Consider the following 16606-nt stretch of genomic DNA (forward strand, 5'->3'; position numbering starts at 1 on the left):
GCCGGTCAGAGCGTCGTCCAGCCGTTCGTCACGGCAATCTTCAGCAGCTCGCTGGCCGAATCCACGCCGAGCTTGCGGCGCAGGCTCAGCCGGTGCGTCTCGACGGTGCGCACGCTGATGTCGAGCTGCCGCGCGACCAGCTTGTTGCTGCGGCCGTGGGCCAGCAGCAGCAGGATCTCGTGCTCGCGCGCGGTCAGCTGCGGCACCGGGGCGCCGGGTTGCATCACGAGGTTCGAGACCTGGGCGCTGAAGTAGTTGCCGCCTGCCCACACCGCGCTGATCCCCGCCAGGATCTCCTCGGTCGGCGACTCCTTCAGCACGTAGGCGCGGGCACCGGCACGGATCGCGCTGAGCACGTATTCGCGGTTGTCGTACATGCTCAGCATCAGCACGCGGATCGAAGGGTGGCGCTCGCGCAGCGCCGTCGCGAGCTCGATGCCGTTCATGCCGCGCATGCCGACGTCGACCAGCATCAGGTCGGGCTCGAGTTCGGCGGCGAGCACCAGCGCCTCGGCGCCGCTGGCGGCCTCGCCGATCACCTGCAGGCCGGGGACCACCGCGAGCCGGGCGCGCAGCCCGTCGCGCACCAGCGCGTGATCGTCGACGATGACGAGACGGATCAGCGCCGCCGCCGGCGAGACGGCGCTCATGCCATGCCCGTCAGCGGAAAGCTCGCGGTCAGCGCCGTGTGCCCGGGGTGCGAGATCAGCTGGAACGTTCCGCCGTTGCGCTCGACCCGCTCGCGCATGTTGGTCAACCCGATGCCGCGGTCCTTGCTGAGCTCGATGTTCTTCACGTCGAAGCCACAGCCGTCGTCGGTGATGCGCAGCTCGAGCTTGTCGCCCGCGTCGTCGAGGCGAATGTCGATGTGGGTCGCCTGCGCATGCCGCTCGACATTGCGCAGCGCCTCCTGGGCGACCCGGAACAGGCTCACCGCCTGCAGCTCGGACAGCCGCTCCTCCTGCACGTGGGGCGACACGCGCACCTTCAGGCCGCTGCGCTCGGCGAGCTCGTTGCCGATGTGCTCGAGCGCGGCCGGCAGGCCCAGGTCGTCGAGCAGCGCCGGCCGCAGGTCGTGCGAGATGCGGCGCACTTCGCTGATCGCCTTGGACAGCGCGCTGATCTCCTGGTCGATCGCGGTGACCGGCTGCTCGCCCGGGTGCGCGAGCCGGTGACCGACGAGCTCGAACTGGTACTTGATCGACACCAGCAGCTGGCAGATGTGGTCGTGCAGTTCGCGCGAGACACGGGCGCGCTCCTCCTCCTGCGAGCTGACGACGCGGTGCGCCAGCGCCTTGAGCTTGCGGTCGGCGTGGCGCTGCTCGCTGATGTTGAGCGCCAGCCCGCCGGAGAACACCGCGAGCGCCGCGACGACCGCCACCGCCGCGAGGCCGACCAGCGTCTGGCGCACGCTTTGCAGCATGTTGCCGCGCAGGCGCGCGGCCGCCGCATCGACGTCGTCGAGGTAGATGCCGGTGCCGAGCATCCAGCCCCAGCGCGGCAGCTCGACCGAGTAGCCGAGCTTGCGCTCGATCTGGCGCGTCGACGGCTTCGGCCACAGGTAGCGCTGGAAGCCGCCGCCTTCGCGAGCCCGCGCGATCAGCTCGCGGATCACGTAGGTGCCGTCCGAATCCTGCATGTTCCACAGGTTCGTGCCGACGAGCTCCGGCTGGCGCGGATGCACCAGGTTCAACCCGTCCTCGGCGTAGACGTAGAAGTAGCCGTCCCTGCCGAAGTTCATGCCCGACAGGATCGCCTTCGCCTGCTCCTTCGCAGCCTCGTCGTCGCGACCCGCGCCGTAGAGATGGTCGATCGAGGTCAGCGCCAGTGCGATGTAGTTGCGCAGCTCCTCGCGCTTGGCGCCGATCAGCACGTCTTCCAGCAACTGCGCCTGCTGGCGTTCGAGCCGCTGGGTTTCGATCACGAGCAGGCCGCCGATCGCCGCGATCGCGAGCAGCAGCGGCGCGACCGCGAGCAGCAGGATCTTGGCCTTCAGTTTCATGGGCGAGATTGTGAAGCCTTCGCGGCGCCGACACGCGGCGCGGGGCGCGCGCGCGGCGGGGCCGCGTTTTCCCTTATGCAGAACTACGCAGCCGGACCCGGCAGTGATGCGCATGGGCGAGCGCCGGCGCGGTCCGGACAATTGCATCGCGTTGCGACCCGGGTGCGCCCGGTTCGCACGGCTCGTCCACATCAACAGCAGGAGACATTCGATGATCCGTTTCACCCCGACGGCCGCGGCCCTCGCCCTGGCCGGCGTGACCACGCTGTCGTTCGCCGCGGACCCGATCAAGATCGGCGTCGACGGGCCGTTCACCGGCGGCTCGTCGTCGATGGGCGTCAGCATGCGCGACGGCGTGCGCCTCGCGATCGACGAGATCAACAAGTCGGGTGGCGTGCTCGGCCGCCAGTTCCTCGCCGTCGAACGCGACGACGAAGCGAAGAACGAACGCGGCGTGCAGATCGCCCAGGAACTCGTCAACAAGGAGAAGGTCACCGCGGTCGTCGGCTACATCAACACCGGTGTCGCGCTGGCCTCGCAGCGCTTCTTCCAGGAAGCCAAGATCCCGGTGCTGAACAACGTCGCGACCGGTTCGATCATCACGCACCAGTTCGACAAGGAAGCCGACAACTACGTGTTCCGCAATGCCGCGCACGACAGCATCCAGGCGCCGATGATCGTCGAAGAGGCGATCGTGCGGCGCCACTTCAAGAAGGTCGCGATCCTGGCCGACTCGACCAACTACGGCCAGCTCGGCCGTGAAGACCTCGAGAAGGCGCTGAAGGCCAAGGGCATCACGCCGGTCGCGGTCGAAAAGTTCAACATCAAGGATGTGGACATGACCGCGCAGCTGCTGAAGGCCAAGGAGGCCGGCGCCGAGGCGGTGCTGACCTACGGCATCGGCCCCGAGCTCGCGCAGATCGCCAACGGCATGACCAAGCTGGGCTGGAAGGTGCCGCTGATCGGCAGCTGGACGCTGTCGATGGCGAACTACATCGACAACGCCGGCCCCGGCGGCGAAGGTGCGCGCATGCCGCAGACCTTCATCCAGGAGCCGACGACGCCGAAGCGCCAGTCCTTCATCATCAGCTACCTGAAGACCTTCAACCCGAAGAACGCGCGCATGGATTCACCGGTCTCGGCCGCGCAGGGCTACGACTCGATCTACCTGCTCGCCGCGGCGATCAAGCAGGCCGGCAGCACCGAAGGCCCGAAGGTCAAGGCTGCGCTCGAGGACCTGAAGGCGCCGATCGAAGGTGTCGTGACGACCTACAACAAGCCGTTCTCGAAGACCGACCATGACGCGATCACCGCGAACATCCCGGTGTTCGGCGAGGTCAAGAGCGGCAAGGTGGTCTACGCGTACCCGGACGACCAGAAGAAGGCTTCCGAAGTTCGCGTGAAGAAGTAGGGTTCCATCGAGCCTGCGCCGCCCCGGGCTCGTTGGCCCGCGGCGGCGTCTTCTTCTGTTCTTGCGCGCGGAGCCTCCATGCAAATCCTAACCCAACTCGTGTTCAGCGGCATCGCGCTGGGCATGATCTACGCGGTGATCGCGTTCGGCTACCAGCTGACCTTCGCGACCTCCGACACGCTGAACTTCGGCCAGGGCGACGCGCTGATGCTCGGCGCGCTCGTCGGCCTGACGCTCGTCGGCCTCGGCGTGAACTACTGGCTGATGATCCCGCTGGTGTGCCTGTTCGGCGCGTTCCAGGGCGCGGTGGTCGAACGCATCGGCGTGCGCCCGGCGATCAAGATCAAGTCGGAGTTCGGCTGGATCATGTCGACGATCGCGCTGGGCATCATCTTCAAGAACGTCGCGGAGAACGTGTGGGGCCGCGACGACCTGAAGTTCCCGTCGCCCCTGCCCGAGGCGCCGCTGAAGTTCCTCGGCGCCAACGTGCTGCCGATGGAGATCCTGGTCGTCGTCGGCGCGATCCTGATGATGCTCGCGGTCGAGTTCTTCAACCGCAAGACGATCTACGGCAAGGCCGTCGTCGCGACCTTCAATGACCGCGACGCGGCCAAGCTGATGGGCATCAACACCGGTCTCGTGATCACGTTCTCGTATGCGCTGTCGTCGCTGACCGCGGGCTTCGCCGGCGTGCTGATCGCACCGCTGACGCTGACCGGCGCGACGATGGGCGCGGTGCTGGGCCTGAAGGCCTTCGCGGTCGCGATCATCGGCGGCTTGACCAGCGGCATGGGCATCATCGTCGGCGGCATCATCCTGGGCATCGCCGAGACGACGACCGGCTTCTACATCAGCACCGGCTACAAGGACGTGCCCGGCCTCGTGCTGCTGCTGATCGTGCTCGCGGTGCGCCCGCAAGGCCTGTTCGGCAAGAGCGCCATCAAGAAGGTCTGACGATGAAGCGCATTCACCTTCTGGTCTCGATCGTCGCCGTCGCGCTGCTGCTGCTGTTCCCGATCGGCATCGCGAATCCGTACTACATCCACCTGCTCGAGACCATCATGATCTACGCGATCTTGCTGTTCGGTCTCGACATTGTGGTCGGCTACACCGGGCAGGTGTCGCTCGGTCACGCCGGTCTGTTCGGCGTCGGCGCCTACACGGCCGGCGTGCTGGTGACGAAGCTCGGCGCGCCGCTGATGGTGGCGCTGATCGCATCGATCGGCGTCACGGCGGTCTTCGGCGCGCTGCTCGCGCTGCCGGCGCTGCGCGTGAGCGGGCCGTATCTGGCGATGGTCACGCTGGCGTTCGGCACGATCGTGCAGATCCTGATCAACGAAATGACCTTTCTGACCGGCGGGCCGATGGGCATCACGCTGACCAAGCCGCCGCTGTTCGGCCACAAGCTCGACGAGCGCGAGTTCTTCTGGCTCGTCGCGGTGCTGCTGGTGCTGTCGCTGATCGTCGTTCACCGCATCCTGCGCTCGCACCTCGGGCGCGCCTTCGAGGCCCTGCGCGGCAGCCCGGTCGCCTCCGACTGCATGGGCGTCTCGGTCTACCGCTACAAGGTCTACGCGTTCGTGATCAGCGCCGGCTTCGCGGGCCTGGCCGGCTGCCTGTACGCGTACTCCGAGCAGTACATCTCGCCGAACTCGTACAACTTCGAGCTGACCGTGCTGTTCCTGCTCGCGGTGATCATGGGCGGGCGCAAGAGCCGCATCGGCTCGATGCTCGGCGCCGCGATCATCGTGCTGCTGCCCAAGCTGCTCGACGACGTCGAGCTGTTCCGCTATGTCTCGGTCGGGCTCGCGGTGCTGGTGGCGATCACCGCGGTGCTGGGCATCCGTGCGGGCCGCGCGACGTCCCGGCAGATGGCGATCCCGGTCGTCGGCAGCGTCGCGCTCGCGGGGCTGTCGTTCTGGCTGCAGACGATGACCGACTGGCGGCTGTCGATCTTCGGCGTGATCATGCTGTTCGTCGTCTACTACCTGCAGGACGGCATCGTCGGCTTCGCGCGCAACGCGCTGAACCTGCAGCGGCCGAAGGCCGATGCGCAGATCGCCGGCGCAGGATTGCCGCGCGGCGACGCGGTTGCCACCGCGGCCGCCGGCGGCGCCGACGGCGAGATCCTGAACGCGACCGGCGTGCTGATGCAGTTCGGCGGCCTGAAGGCGCTGAACAACGTCTCCTTGAGCATCCGGCGCGGCACGATCCACGGCCTGATCGGGCCGAACGGTTCGGGCAAGAGCACGATGATGAACGTGCTGACCGGCATCTACGTGCCGACCGCCGGCGCGATCTCGTTCGGCGGCAGATCGGTGGTCGGGCGCACCTCGTCCGACATCGCGCTCTCGGGCATCGCGCGCACCTTCCAGAACGTGCAGTTGTTCGGCGAGATGACGGCGCTGCAGAACGTGCAGGTCGGCCTGCACCACAGCTTCGCGAGCAACCTGCTCGATGTCGCCGTGCACACGCCGCGCTACGTGCGCGAGAACAAGGCCGCGACCGAGCGCGCGCTCGGCCTGCTGCAGTTCGTCGGCCTCGCCGATCTTGCGTTCGAGGAGGCGCGCAACCTGCCCTACGGCAAGCAGCGCCTGCTCGAGATCGCGCGCGCACTCGCACTCGACCCGCAGTTGCTGCTGCTCGACGAGCCCGCGGCCGGCCTGACCGCGCCCGACATCAAGGAGCTGATCACGTTCATCCGCAAGATCCGCGACCACGGCATCACCGTGATCCTGATCGAGCACCACATGGACGTCGTGATGAGCATGTGCGACACCGTCTCGGTGCTCGACTTCGGCCAGAAGATCGCCGAGGGCGTGCCGGCCGCGGTGCAGGCCGACGAGAAGGTCGTCGAGGCGTATCTCGGCGGCCAAGCCGCCTGAGGATCCCAAGATGCTGACCATCAACAATCTCCACGCCGGCTATGGCAAGGTGCAGGTCCTGCACGGCATCTCGATCGAGGTGCCGAAGGGCAAGGTCGTCACGCTGATCGGGAGCAACGGCGCCGGCAAGACGACGACGATGCGCGCGGTCTCCGGGATGATCGCGCCGAGTGCCGGCGACATCACGCTGAACGGCAAGCGCATCGAGGGCCTCGAGTCGTACCACATCGCCAAGCTCGGCCTCGCGCACTCGCCCGAGGGCCGGCGCGTGTTCGCGACGATGACCGTCACCGACAACCTGATCCTCGGCGCGTTTCCACGCCTGACCGGCAGCCGTCCCAAGGGCGATGTCAAGGCCGATCTCGAGCGCGCGCTCGAGCTGTTCCCGCGTCTGAAGGAGCGGCGCGAGCAGCTTGCGGGCACGTTGTCGGGCGGCGAGCAGCAGATGCTCGCGATGGCGCGTGCGGTGATGCTGAACCCCGAGGTCGTGCTGCTCGACGAGCCCTCGATGGGGCTCGCGCCGATCCTCGTCGCCGAGGTCTTCAGGATCATCGAGCGCCTGAAGAGCGAGGGCGTGACGATGCTGCTGGTCGAGCAGTTCGCGGCCGCCGCGCTCGGCGTCGCCGACTACGGCTATGTGCTCGAGAACGGGCGCATCTCGGTGCACGGCCCGGCCGCCCAGCTGCGCGACGATCCCGCCGTGAAGGCCGCCTACCTGGGCGCCGGCCACTGAGCGGGCGAGGCGGGCGCGGCCTATCATCGTCGGCATGACGAACGCGCTGGAACCGATCTGGCGCGCCGCGGGCCTCGCACCCGACGCGCTCGAGCAGCTGACGCTGAGCGGCAGCGATCCCGCGCTGCCCTCCTCGTTCGCCGTCGGCAGCGCCGCGCAGGCGACGCTCGCCGCGGCGGCCCTGGCCGCCGCCGAACTCGGCTGCCATCGCAACGGGTTGCGCCAGCGAGTGCGCGTCGACATGCGCCGCGCGGCGCTCGAATGCTGCGGCCACTTCGCGATCGACGGCCGCACGCCGCCGACCTGGGACAAGCTCGCCGGCCTGTATGCCTGCGCTGCCGACGGCGGCGATGGCGGCGGCTGGGTTCGCTTGCACACCAATTTCGCGCACCACCGCGACGGCGTGCTGCGCTTGCTGGGGCTACCCCCCGGCCCCGAGACGCCGCGCGACGCGGTCGCCGCAGCGCTGCGCGATTGGCGCGCCCTCGACTTCGAAGCGGCTGCGGCCGAGGCCGGCCTGGTCGTCGCGGCGCTGCGCAGCTTCGATGAATGGGATCGCCATCCGCAAAGCGCCGCAGTCGCCAGCCTGCCGCTGGTCGCGATCGAGCGCCTCGGCGACGCGCCGCCGCTGGCCTGGCCCGCGCTGTCGCGCGATGCGAGCCCGCTGACCGGGCTGCGCGTGCTCGACCTGACGCGCATCCTCGCCGGCCCGGTCGGCGGCCGCACGCTCGCGGCCTATGGCGCCGACGTGATGCTGGTGAACTCGCCGCACCTGCCGAACATCGACGCGATCGCCGACACGAGCCGCGGCAAGCTCTCGGCGCTGGCCGACCTGCGCACACCCGCCGGCCGCGACGGGTTGGGTGCGGTGCTGCGCGACGCGCATGTGTTCGTGCAGGGCTATCGGCCCGGCGCGCTCGCGGCGCTGAATTTCGCTCCAGCCGATCTGGCCGCGCTGCGACCAGGCGTCGTGACGGTTTCGCTGTCGGCCTACGGCGAATCCGGTCCGTGGGCCGGCCGACGCGGCTTCGATTCGCTGGTGCAGAGCGCGACCGGCTTCAACCTTGCCGAGGCGCAGGCCGCCGGCGCAGCGCAGCCGAAGGCCTTGCCGATGCAGATCCTCGACATGGCCAGTGGCTTCCTGATCGCGTTCGGCGCGCAGGCCGCGCTGCTGCGCCAGCAGGTCGAAGGTGGCAGCTGGCAGGTGCGCATTTCGCTCGCCCGCACGGCGCAGTGGCTGCGCGAGCTCGGCCGTGTCGAGCATGGCTTCGACGCGCCGCCGGCCGGGTTCGAGGGGCTGCTGGAGACGACGCCTTCAGGCTACGGCGCGCTGACCGCGATGCGCCACGCGGCCGAGCTCTCGCACACGCCGGCGCGCTGGGCTCGGCCCTCGGCGCCGCCAGGCACGCATCCGCTCGCCTGGCCGACGCGCTGACCGGCCCTGCAGCCCATCGTGGCGCGGTGCGCGTGCCAGAATCGCGCTCGCCTTCCCATTGGGTTTTCCACCGCCAACGAGTGAGTGCAACGCGCCGTGAGCCTCGTCTTTCCCCACACCTTCGTGCCCTGGTTTCGCACCGTGGCGCCGCACATCCACGCGTATCACGGCAAGACCTTCGTCGTCGCGATCACCGGTGAGCTGATCGCGGCCGGCAAGCTCAGCTCGTTCGCGCAGGATCTCGCGATCCTGCATGCGATGGGCATCAAGCTGGTGCTGGTGCACGGCTTTCGGCCGCAGGTCAACGAACAGCTGCGCTCGAAGGGCCACGCGGCACGCTACAGCCACGGGCTGCGCATCACCGATGCGGTCGCGCTCGACTCTGCCCAGGAGGCCGCAGGCCAGCTGCGCTTCGAGATCGAGGCGGCGTTTTCGCAAGGTCTGCCGAACACGCCGATGGCGAACGCGATCGTGCGCGTCGTGTCGGGCAACTTTCTCACCGCGCGGCCGGTCGGCATCGTCGACGGGATCGATTTCATCCACAGCGGCGTCGTGCGCAAGGTCGACGGCGCAGCGATCCGCAGCGCGATCGACATCGGCGCGATGGTGCTGCTGTCGCCGTTCGGCTTTTCGCCGACCGGCGAGGCTTTCAACCTGACGATGGAAGACGTCGCGACCAGCACCGCGATCGCGCTGCAGGCCGACAAGCTGTTGTTCATCACCGAGGTCCCCGGCATTCACGAGGATCTGAGCGATCCCGAGAGCCCGATCGACACCGAGCTCGCGCTCGCCGACGCCGAGCGCCTGCTCACAGCCTTGCCGCGGCCCACCCAACCGACCGATCCGGCCTTCTACCTGCAGCACTGCGTGCGCGCATGCCGCGGCGGCGTCGAGCGCTCGCACATCCTGCCGTTCGCCATGGACGGCGCGCTGCTGATGGAGGTGTTCACGCACGACGGCATCGGCACGATGGTCGTCGACGAAAAGCTCGAGAGCCTGCGCGAGGCGACATCCGACGACATCGGCGGCGTGCTGCAGCTGATCGAGCCGTTCGAGCAGGACGGCACGCTGGTCAAGCGCAGCCGCACCGAGATCGAACGCGACATCGGCCACTACACCGTGATCGAGCACGATGGCGTGATCTTCGGCTGTGCCGCGCTGTACCCGTACCCCGAGGCCAGGACCGCCGAGATGGCCGCGCTGACGGTGTCGCCGCAGGTCCAGAGCCAGGGCGACGGCGAGCGCATCCTGAAGCGTGTCGAGCAACGAGCGAAGGCGATGGGGCTGGACAGCATCTTCGTGCTGACGACGCGCACGATGCACTGGTTCATCAAGCGCGGATTCGTTCAGGTCGACCCCGACTGGCTGCCCGACGCACGCAAGCGAAAATACAACTGGGATCGGCGCTCGCAGGTGCTGGTCAAGAAACTCGGCTGAATCGAAAGGATACCCATATGGCCCGCAGCGTTCAATGCATCTATCTGAAGAAGGAAGCCGAGGGGCTGGATTTCGCACCCTACCCCGGCGAACTCGGCAAGAAAATCTACAACCAGGTCAGCAAGGAAGCTTGGCAACTCTGGATGAAACACCAGACCATGCTGGTGAACGAGAATCGCTTGAATCTCGCCGATCAGCGCGCGCGTCAGTATCTGGCGCGGCAAATGGAGAATTTCTTCTTCGGCACCGGGGCCGAGCAGCCGGCGGGCTACGTTCCACCAACGGGGGCTTGAATATCTTGCCGATACTTGAATAGAATAGCTGCGGTACCGCTCGTTCGATTTCAAGAAAGGGATTCAGGATGGCCTCGCTCCAAGAATTGATCGCCCAGAAGGAAGCCCTCGAACGCGAAATCGAGCGAACTCGAGATCAGGATCGAGGCCAGGCGATCGCAAAGGTCCGTGCGTTGATGGATCAATATGGCCTGACCCTCGCGGATCTTTCCGCAAAGCTCTCCGCAAAGGGCGCCGGCAAACCCCGCGCCGGCAAAGGCAACAAGGTTGCAGCCAAATACCGCAACGCGGCCACCGGCGAAACCTGGAGCGGGCGCGGGCTGCAGCCCAAGTGGCTGAAGGCGGCGCTCGCGTCCGGCCGCAAGCTCTCCGAGTTCACGCTCTGATCCGGGCCCCCGGTGCCCCGATCCATCCGCGAAGCCACCTTGACCGGTGGCTTTTTTTTGGCTAGCTCGCCGCATCGTCGCAGCCGCTTCAAGCCCCTGTTGAGGGGGTGTCCGACACAAAAATTCGGCTGATTTCCCAGCGCGCCTCCTTTACATTTACGCACAATTTTCCCGCCCACCGACCCGTGTCCGCAGCCCGCTTCCTTCGGTTCCCCCGGTTCTCGTTCGCCCTCGTCACGGCCGTCGGTTCTCGTGACTGGGCGCTGCGCACCGCGCTGCTGTTCGCGGCGTACTACCTGAGCGGACGGATCGGCCTGTCGGCACCGCAGTTCGGCGCACAGGTGACCTTGTTGTGGCCGCCGAGCGGCATCGCGCTGGCCGCGCTGCTGCGCTTCGGCCTGGGTGTCTGGCCTGGCGTGTGGCTGGGCGCGCTGGCGGTCGCGTTGTCGGTCGACACGCCGACCTGGCTTGCCGTGCTGATTGCGTTCGGCAATACGCTGGGCCCGCTGATCGGCGCCTGGGTGCTGCAGCGCGACGGTCTGCATGCCGAGCTCGATCGGCGCCGTGATCTGTGGTTGTTCGGCGTGATCGGCGTCGGCCTGTCGATGGCGATCACCGCCTGCAACGGCACGTTCTGGCTCGCCGCAGCCGGGCTGGTCGCATGGGCCGATGTGCCGAGGGCCTGGACGTACTGGTGGTTGGGCGACGCGATGGGCGCGCTCGTCGTCGGCATCCCGCTGCTGACGCTGTCGCGCACATCGTGGCTGCAGGCGGCCGGCGACTGGCGCTGGCTGCCCTCGATCCTGCTCGCGCTCGGCACGTTCGCCAGTGCCGCGCTCGCCGCGCAGGTCGGCGGCGGCGAGCATGCACTGCAGTCGCCGCTGTTCTTTCTGCCGCACCTGCTGCTGTGCTGGCTGGCTGCGCGCAGCGGACTGTTCGCCGCATCGTCGACGGCGCTGCTGCTCACCGTCGGCAGCGTGCTGGCGACGCTGCAGGGCCTCGGCCCGTTCCATCAGGCGGACAGCAGCCAGGGCGTCTTGCTGCTGGTCGGCTATGTCTGCAGCCTGCTCGCGATGCCTTTGCTGACCACCGCGCTGACCGGCGAGATCGCGGCCAACGAACGGCGCTGGCAGCTCGCGCTCGATGTCGCGCAGATCGGTATCGGCGAGTGGGATCTGCGTGCCGGCCGCATCGAGTTCTCGAAGCGCTGGCTGGCGTTGCTCGGCCACTCGTCGCAGGCCTTCGGCGACACGCTGCATGCGTTCTGGGCGCTGATCCACCCCGACGATGCGGCCGAGGTACGGCGCGCGTTCGAGCCGCTGCGCACCGACGGCGCAATCGACTGCCGCGCCGAATGCCGCATGCAGTGTCGTGACGGCAGCTGGCGCCTGTTCGAGCTGCACGCACTGGTCGCCGAACGCGGCCCGACCGGCGAGCCGCTGCGCATCATCAACACCGCACGCGACATCAGCGACATGCAGACCGCGCGCGAACGGCAGGACCTGTCGCAAAGCGTCTTCCAGCATCTGCACGAAGGCCTGCTGATCACCGACCCGCAGCATCGCGTGCTCGAGGTCAACCCGACCTTCGTCGAGATGACCGGCGACTCGCGCGAGGAGTTGCTCGGATCGGTGCCGTCGCTGCTGCAAGCCCGCGCGCCGGACAGCGAACTGGCCCGCCAGCTGGACGCGATGCGACTCGGCCTGGAAAGCGAAGGCATGTGGCGCGGTGAGCTGCGCCATCACCGCCGCAACGGCGAGCCCTGTGTGCTGCAGCTGACCGCCACTGCGGTGCGCAATGTGAACGGAAGCGTGCGCAATCACGTGCTGGCGATCGCCGACGTGACGAATGCCCGCGCCCAGTTCGAGCAGCTGCAGCGCCAGGCCCACTTCGACGAACTCACCCGGCTGCCGAACCGTGTGCGACTCGCGCAGATGCTGCAGACGGCGATGCAGACGAGCCGCCGCGAAGGCTCGCTGCTGACCGTCTGCTACCTCGACCTCGATCACTTCAAGCCGGTCAACGATCGCTTCGGCCACGAGGCGGGCGATCGGCTGCTGCTGGAACTCGCCGGCCGCATGCGCCGCTCGCTGCGCTCGTGGGCCGGCGGCGACGACGTCGTCGCGCGCATCGGCGGCGACGAGTTCGTGCTGCTGCTGCGCACCGCCACGCTCGAGGAGAGCCGCCACGCGGTCGAACGCGTGCTGAACCAGATCTGCCAACCGTACGCGCTGGGCGTCGGCGCCGGTCCGGTGATCGTGACGGCGAGCATCGGCGCGACCGTGTTCCCGCTCGATGGCGCCGACGCCGAGACGCTGCTGCGCCACGCCGACCATGCGATGTACGGCGCGAAGCAGGCCGGCCGCAACGGCTACCTCTTCTTCGACGCGGAGCACGACCGCCGTGCCGAAGCCCGCTTCGTCGCGCTCGGCCGCGTCCAGGAGGCGCTCGACGCGAACGAGTTCCGCCTGTACTTCCAGCCCAAGGTCGACATGCGCAACGCCAAGGTGCTGGGCGTCGAGGCGCTGCTGCGCTGGAAGCACCCCGAGCAGGGCGTGATCTCGCCGGCGCAGTTCCTGCCGCTGATCGAGAACACCGGCCTGTCCATCAGCGTCGGCAACTGGGTGCTGCAGCACGGCATCGACCAGCTCGCGCGCTGGCTGCGGCTCGGGCTGGACATCACCGTCAGCATCAACGTCTCGGCGCGTCACCTGCAGGAGCCGCTGTTCGCGCAGCACCTCGCGGGGCTGCTCTCGCGCCACCAGGCGCCGGTCGCGCACCGCCTGATCATCGAGGTGCTCGAGACCGCGGCACTGGCCGATGTCGACTACACCTGCGGACTGATGGAAGAGTGCCGTGCGCTGGGCGTGCGCTTCGCGCTCGACGATTTCGGCACCGGCTACTCGACCTTCACCTACCTGAAGCAGCTGCCGATCGACATGCTCAAGATCGACCGTTCGTTCGTCATCAACATGCTCGGCGACCGCCAGGATCTGGCGATCGTCGAAGGCGTCATCGGCCTGTCGCAGACCTTCGGCTGTACCGTCGTTGCCGAAGGCGTCGAGACGCGTGCGCAGGCGCAACGGCTGATCGAGATTGGCTGCGACGTCGGCCAGGGCAACGGCATCGCGGCGGCCATGCCGACCGAGGAAGTCGCCGACTGGGTGCGTGACTACAAGGGCATGCCGACCCCGTCCGAGGTGCTCGCGACCGCCTGACGGCCGGGCCCGCGGCCGGCCGTGTCAGTCGAGGTCGAAAGCGAGTTCGACCGTCCCGGCCTGCGGCCGATGGACCGGCGCGAAGCGCCATTGCGCCACCGCGGCCAGCGCCGAGGCGTTGAGCCGGGGATGGGTGCTCGTGACCACCGCGGGTTCGGCGACGCTGCCGTCCGGCAGCACCGTGAACCGAACCTGGACCCCGCCCCTGCGCAGGTCGCGCAGCACGCCGATCGGGAACTGCGGATCGGTACGGTGCACCAGCGTCAGGGTGTCGTTCGGCGTTTCGGCAGTCGCGGCAGCCGGTGCCGAGTCGCCTCGAACGGCGCGCGTGTCGATCGCGGCGGCCGGCGCGAGCGCGGTCTCGACCGATGGCACGGCGATGCTTGCGTTCGAGGTCGATGCCGAGCCCGGCAGGGCCGCGGGGACCGCACCACCCGCGGCGGACCGCGCGGCCGGGCTCGCGACGACCGGCGCGTCGGCGGCGCGTGGTGCCGGCTTCGCACGCGCTGCGGCCGCCGGCTTGTCTTCGCGCCTCTCCTCGTGCTTCTCCTCGCGGCTCGCGCCCGCCTTGCGCGGCTTGTCGGAGTGAATCAGGATCCACTTGAAGACCGTGTTGGCATCGCGCTGCGCGCGCTCTGCCGGTGTCATCTCGGCCGCCGACGCAGCGCCAGCCGGCCCCGACTGGGCCCGTGCTGCCGCCGCCACCCACAGGCTCGCGACGGCGCAACACAGTGCCGTGCGGGCGCCGGTCGCCCGCAGTCGATCCAGAAACATCGGTGTTCCCCCGAACGTCCTCGTGGTCACGCGGGCCGCCGAAGTCGACACATCGCGATCCGCCGTCGCGCCGAGGTTCAGGGCCGCCTGCTTCTTTTCACCGCCGGTTCGTGGCCGTCGGCGCACGAAAGTCTAAGCGGGTGCCGTGCCGGCGCCGGCCGCTGAAACGCGGCCGAATGTGCGAAGTTAGACTCATCGGGTGATTCCGCCGAACTTCATCCAGGACCTGCTCTCGCGTGTCGACATCGTCGATGTGGTCGGTCGGCACGTGCAGCTGAAGAAGGGCGGCGCGAACCTGAGCGGACTGTGTCCGTTCCATGCCGAGAAGTCGCCGAGCTTCACGGTCAGCCCGAGCAAGCAGTTCTATCACTGCTTCGGCTGCGGGGCGAACGGCGATGCGATTCGCTTCCTGACCGAGTACAGCGGCATGACCTTCATCGACGCGGTCAAGGATCTGGCCCAGCAGGTCGGCCTGCAGGTGCCGGAGGAAGACAGCTCGCCCGCCGAGCGCGAGCAGGCCGCCGCGCAGAAGCAGCGCCGCTCGACCCTGACCGACGTGCTCGCGAAGGCGGCCGACGCGTATCGCAAGCAGCTCAAGCAGAGCCCGCGCGCGATCGACTACCTCAAGGGCCGCGGCCTGAGCGGCGAGATCGCCGCACAGTTCGGCCTCGGCTATGCGCCCGAAGGCTGGCGCAGCCTCGCGAGCGTGTTCCCGAGCTACGACGATCCGCTGCTCGAAGAGAGCGGGATGGTGATCGCGAAAGACGCCGACGACGGTTCGGCCGACGAGGCAGACCGGAAGCGATACGACCGTTTTCGCGACCGGATCATGTTTCCGATCCGGTCGGTGCAGGGCGACGTGATCGGCTTCGGCGGTCGTGTGCTCGACCGCGGCGAGCCGAAGTACCTGAACTCGCCCGAGACGCCGGTGTTCAGCAAGGGCCGCGAGTTGTACGGCCTGTTCGAAGGCCGCGCCGCGGTGCGTCAGCGCGGCTATGCGCTGGTCGTCGAAGGCTACATGGACGTGGTTGCGCTGGCGCAATCCGGCTTCGGCAACGCCGTCGCGACGCTAGGCACCGCCTGCACACCGGATCACCTGCAGAAGCTGTTCCGCTTCACCGAGTCGGTCGTGTTCAGCTTCGACGGGGACGCCGCCGGCCGCCGGGCCGCGCGTCGCGCGCTGGAAGCGAGCCTGCCGCATGCGAGCGACACGCGCACGATCCGCTTCCTGTTCCTGCCGGCCGAGCACGATCCCGATTCGTATGTGCGCGAATTCGGTGCGGCGGCGTTCGAGGCCTGCGTCGCGAATGCGGTGCCCTTGTCGCGCCAGCTGGTCGAGGCCGCCGGCGAAGGCTGCGACCTGGCGGCCGCCGAAGGTCGCGCGCACCTGCTCGCGAACGCGAAGCCGCTGTGGAGCGCCCTGCCCGACGGCGCATTGAAGCGGCAGTTGCTGGTCGAGCTCGCCGCCGCGGCGCGCGACGACGCCGACCAGTTGCTGCGTCAGTGGGGTCACGCGCCGGCGCGCACGGCAGCGCGCGAATCTCCACCGGTGCGGCCGCCGCCACGGCGCGCCGGCCGCGTCAGCAAGGGTGCCGCCAACCTGCTGGATCGCGCGATCTGGCTGCTGCTGCATCGCAGCGAGCTGTGGGCCCAACTCGACGGCGAGACCCACGACCTGCTGGCGGCCCAGCCGGCGCCGTACGACGCGTTCTTCGGTTGCATCGAGCGCTGCGTTCACGAGCACGGGCCGCTCGCGCCGGCGGCGATGCTCGACGAGCTGCGTCGGAAGGCGCAGTCCGACAACGAGGGCGGCGCGGTGCTGGCGCGCATCGCCGCCTTTCACGACCCGGAGCCGGATTCCGACATCGCGCACGAGCTGTCGCTGGTCGTGCTGAAGCTGCGCCTGAACGCGGTCGACGAGGAGCTGAAGCTGCTGTTCGATGCCGGCGCCCAGTCGCCCGATGCCCACCGGCGCGGTCGGGAATTGATGGAAGCCAGAAAGCGCCTCAAAGCCCCATGATGGCTGGCGTCT

At 68.5% G+C, this 16606-nt stretch carries 13 protein-coding genes; 10 read left to right on the forward strand and 3 right to left on the reverse strand.

Translation table 11 applies throughout. The features are described 5' to 3' along the window. Nucleotides 1-5 precede the first annotated feature (5 nt). Entirely contained in the window at nucleotides 6-650 is a 645-nt protein-coding gene (locus AC1DTW_RS07320; protein WP_477980366.1) for a response regulator, read from the reverse strand. Further along, entirely contained in the window at nucleotides 647-2002 is a 1356-nt protein-coding gene (locus tag AC1DTW_RS07325) for a cache domain-containing protein (RefSeq protein WP_477980367.1), read from the reverse strand. Before AC1DTW_RS07325 ends, AC1DTW_RS07320 begins: the two co-directional genes overlap by 4 nt. 211 nt (nucleotides 2003-2213) lie before the next feature. Between AC1DTW_RS07325 and AC1DTW_RS07330 the strand changes: the two genes are divergently transcribed. From AC1DTW_RS07330 to AC1DTW_RS07370, 9 genes are all read left to right on the forward strand, one after another. Next, nucleotides 2214-3413 carry an ABC transporter substrate-binding protein gene (locus AC1DTW_RS07330; RefSeq protein ID WP_477980368.1) on the forward strand — a complete coding sequence of 400 codons (1200 nt, stop codon included), beginning with the start codon at nucleotides 2214-2216 and terminating at the stop codon, nucleotides 3411-3413. Nucleotides 3414-3491: 78 nt separating this feature from the next. Then, nucleotides 3492-4367: a branched-chain amino acid ABC transporter permease gene (locus AC1DTW_RS07335; protein WP_477980369.1), complete on the forward strand. Its 876-nt coding sequence runs from the start codon at nucleotides 3492-3494 to the stop codon at nucleotides 4365-4367. 2 nt (nucleotides 4368-4369) lie between these two features. Next, entirely contained in the window at nucleotides 4370-6298 is a 1929-nt protein-coding gene (locus tag AC1DTW_RS07340) for a branched-chain amino acid ABC transporter ATP-binding protein/permease (RefSeq protein ID WP_477980370.1), read from the forward strand. Nucleotides 6299-6308: 10 nt separating this feature from the next. Next, nucleotides 6309-7031, forward strand: coding sequence for an ABC transporter ATP-binding protein (locus tag AC1DTW_RS07345; RefSeq protein ID WP_477980371.1), 723 nt, complete (start codon nucleotides 6309-6311; stop codon nucleotides 7029-7031). Nucleotides 7032-7065: 34 nt separating this feature from the next. After that, nucleotides 7066-8466, forward strand: a complete 1401-nt coding sequence (locus AC1DTW_RS07350) for a CoA transferase (protein WP_477980372.1) — start codon at nucleotides 7066-7068, stop codon at nucleotides 8464-8466. A 96-nt stretch (nucleotides 8467-8562) separates the two neighbouring features. After that, nucleotides 8563-9903, forward strand: a complete 1341-nt coding sequence (gene argA / locus AC1DTW_RS07355) for an amino-acid N-acetyltransferase (RefSeq protein WP_477980504.1) — start codon at nucleotides 8563-8565, stop codon at nucleotides 9901-9903. Nucleotides 9904-9920: 17 nt separating this feature from the next. After that, entirely contained in the window at nucleotides 9921-10196 is a 276-nt protein-coding gene (locus AC1DTW_RS07360; RefSeq protein ID WP_477980373.1) for an oxidative damage protection protein, read from the forward strand. A gap of 68 nt (nucleotides 10197-10264) precedes the next feature. Beyond that, entirely contained in the window at nucleotides 10265-10582 is a 318-nt protein-coding gene (locus AC1DTW_RS07365) for an H-NS histone family protein (RefSeq protein WP_477980374.1), read from the forward strand. Nucleotides 10583-10767: 185 nt separating this feature from the next. Next, on the forward strand, nucleotides 10768-13800 hold the full coding sequence (locus tag AC1DTW_RS07370; RefSeq protein WP_477980375.1) for a bifunctional diguanylate cyclase/phosphodiesterase: 3033 nt from the start codon (nucleotides 10768-10770) through the stop codon (nucleotides 13798-13800). Between the two features lie 24 nt (nucleotides 13801-13824). On the opposite strand, the gene AC1DTW_RS07375 is transcribed toward AC1DTW_RS07370, so the two are convergent. Then, on the reverse strand, nucleotides 13825-14574 hold the full coding sequence (locus AC1DTW_RS07375) for a TonB family protein (RefSeq protein ID WP_477980376.1): 750 nt from the start codon (nucleotides 14572-14574) through the stop codon (nucleotides 13825-13827). 199 nt (nucleotides 14575-14773) lie between these two features. Here AC1DTW_RS07375 and dnaG point away from each other — a divergent pair, with 199 nt between their 5' ends. Continuing rightward, entirely contained in the window at nucleotides 14774-16594 is a 1821-nt protein-coding gene (dnaG, locus tag AC1DTW_RS07380; protein WP_477980377.1) for a DNA primase, read from the forward strand. The last annotated feature ends 12 nt before the right edge of the window (nucleotides 16595-16606 follow it).

This window comes from Rhizobacter sp. P5_A1, from assembly GCF_056400745.1.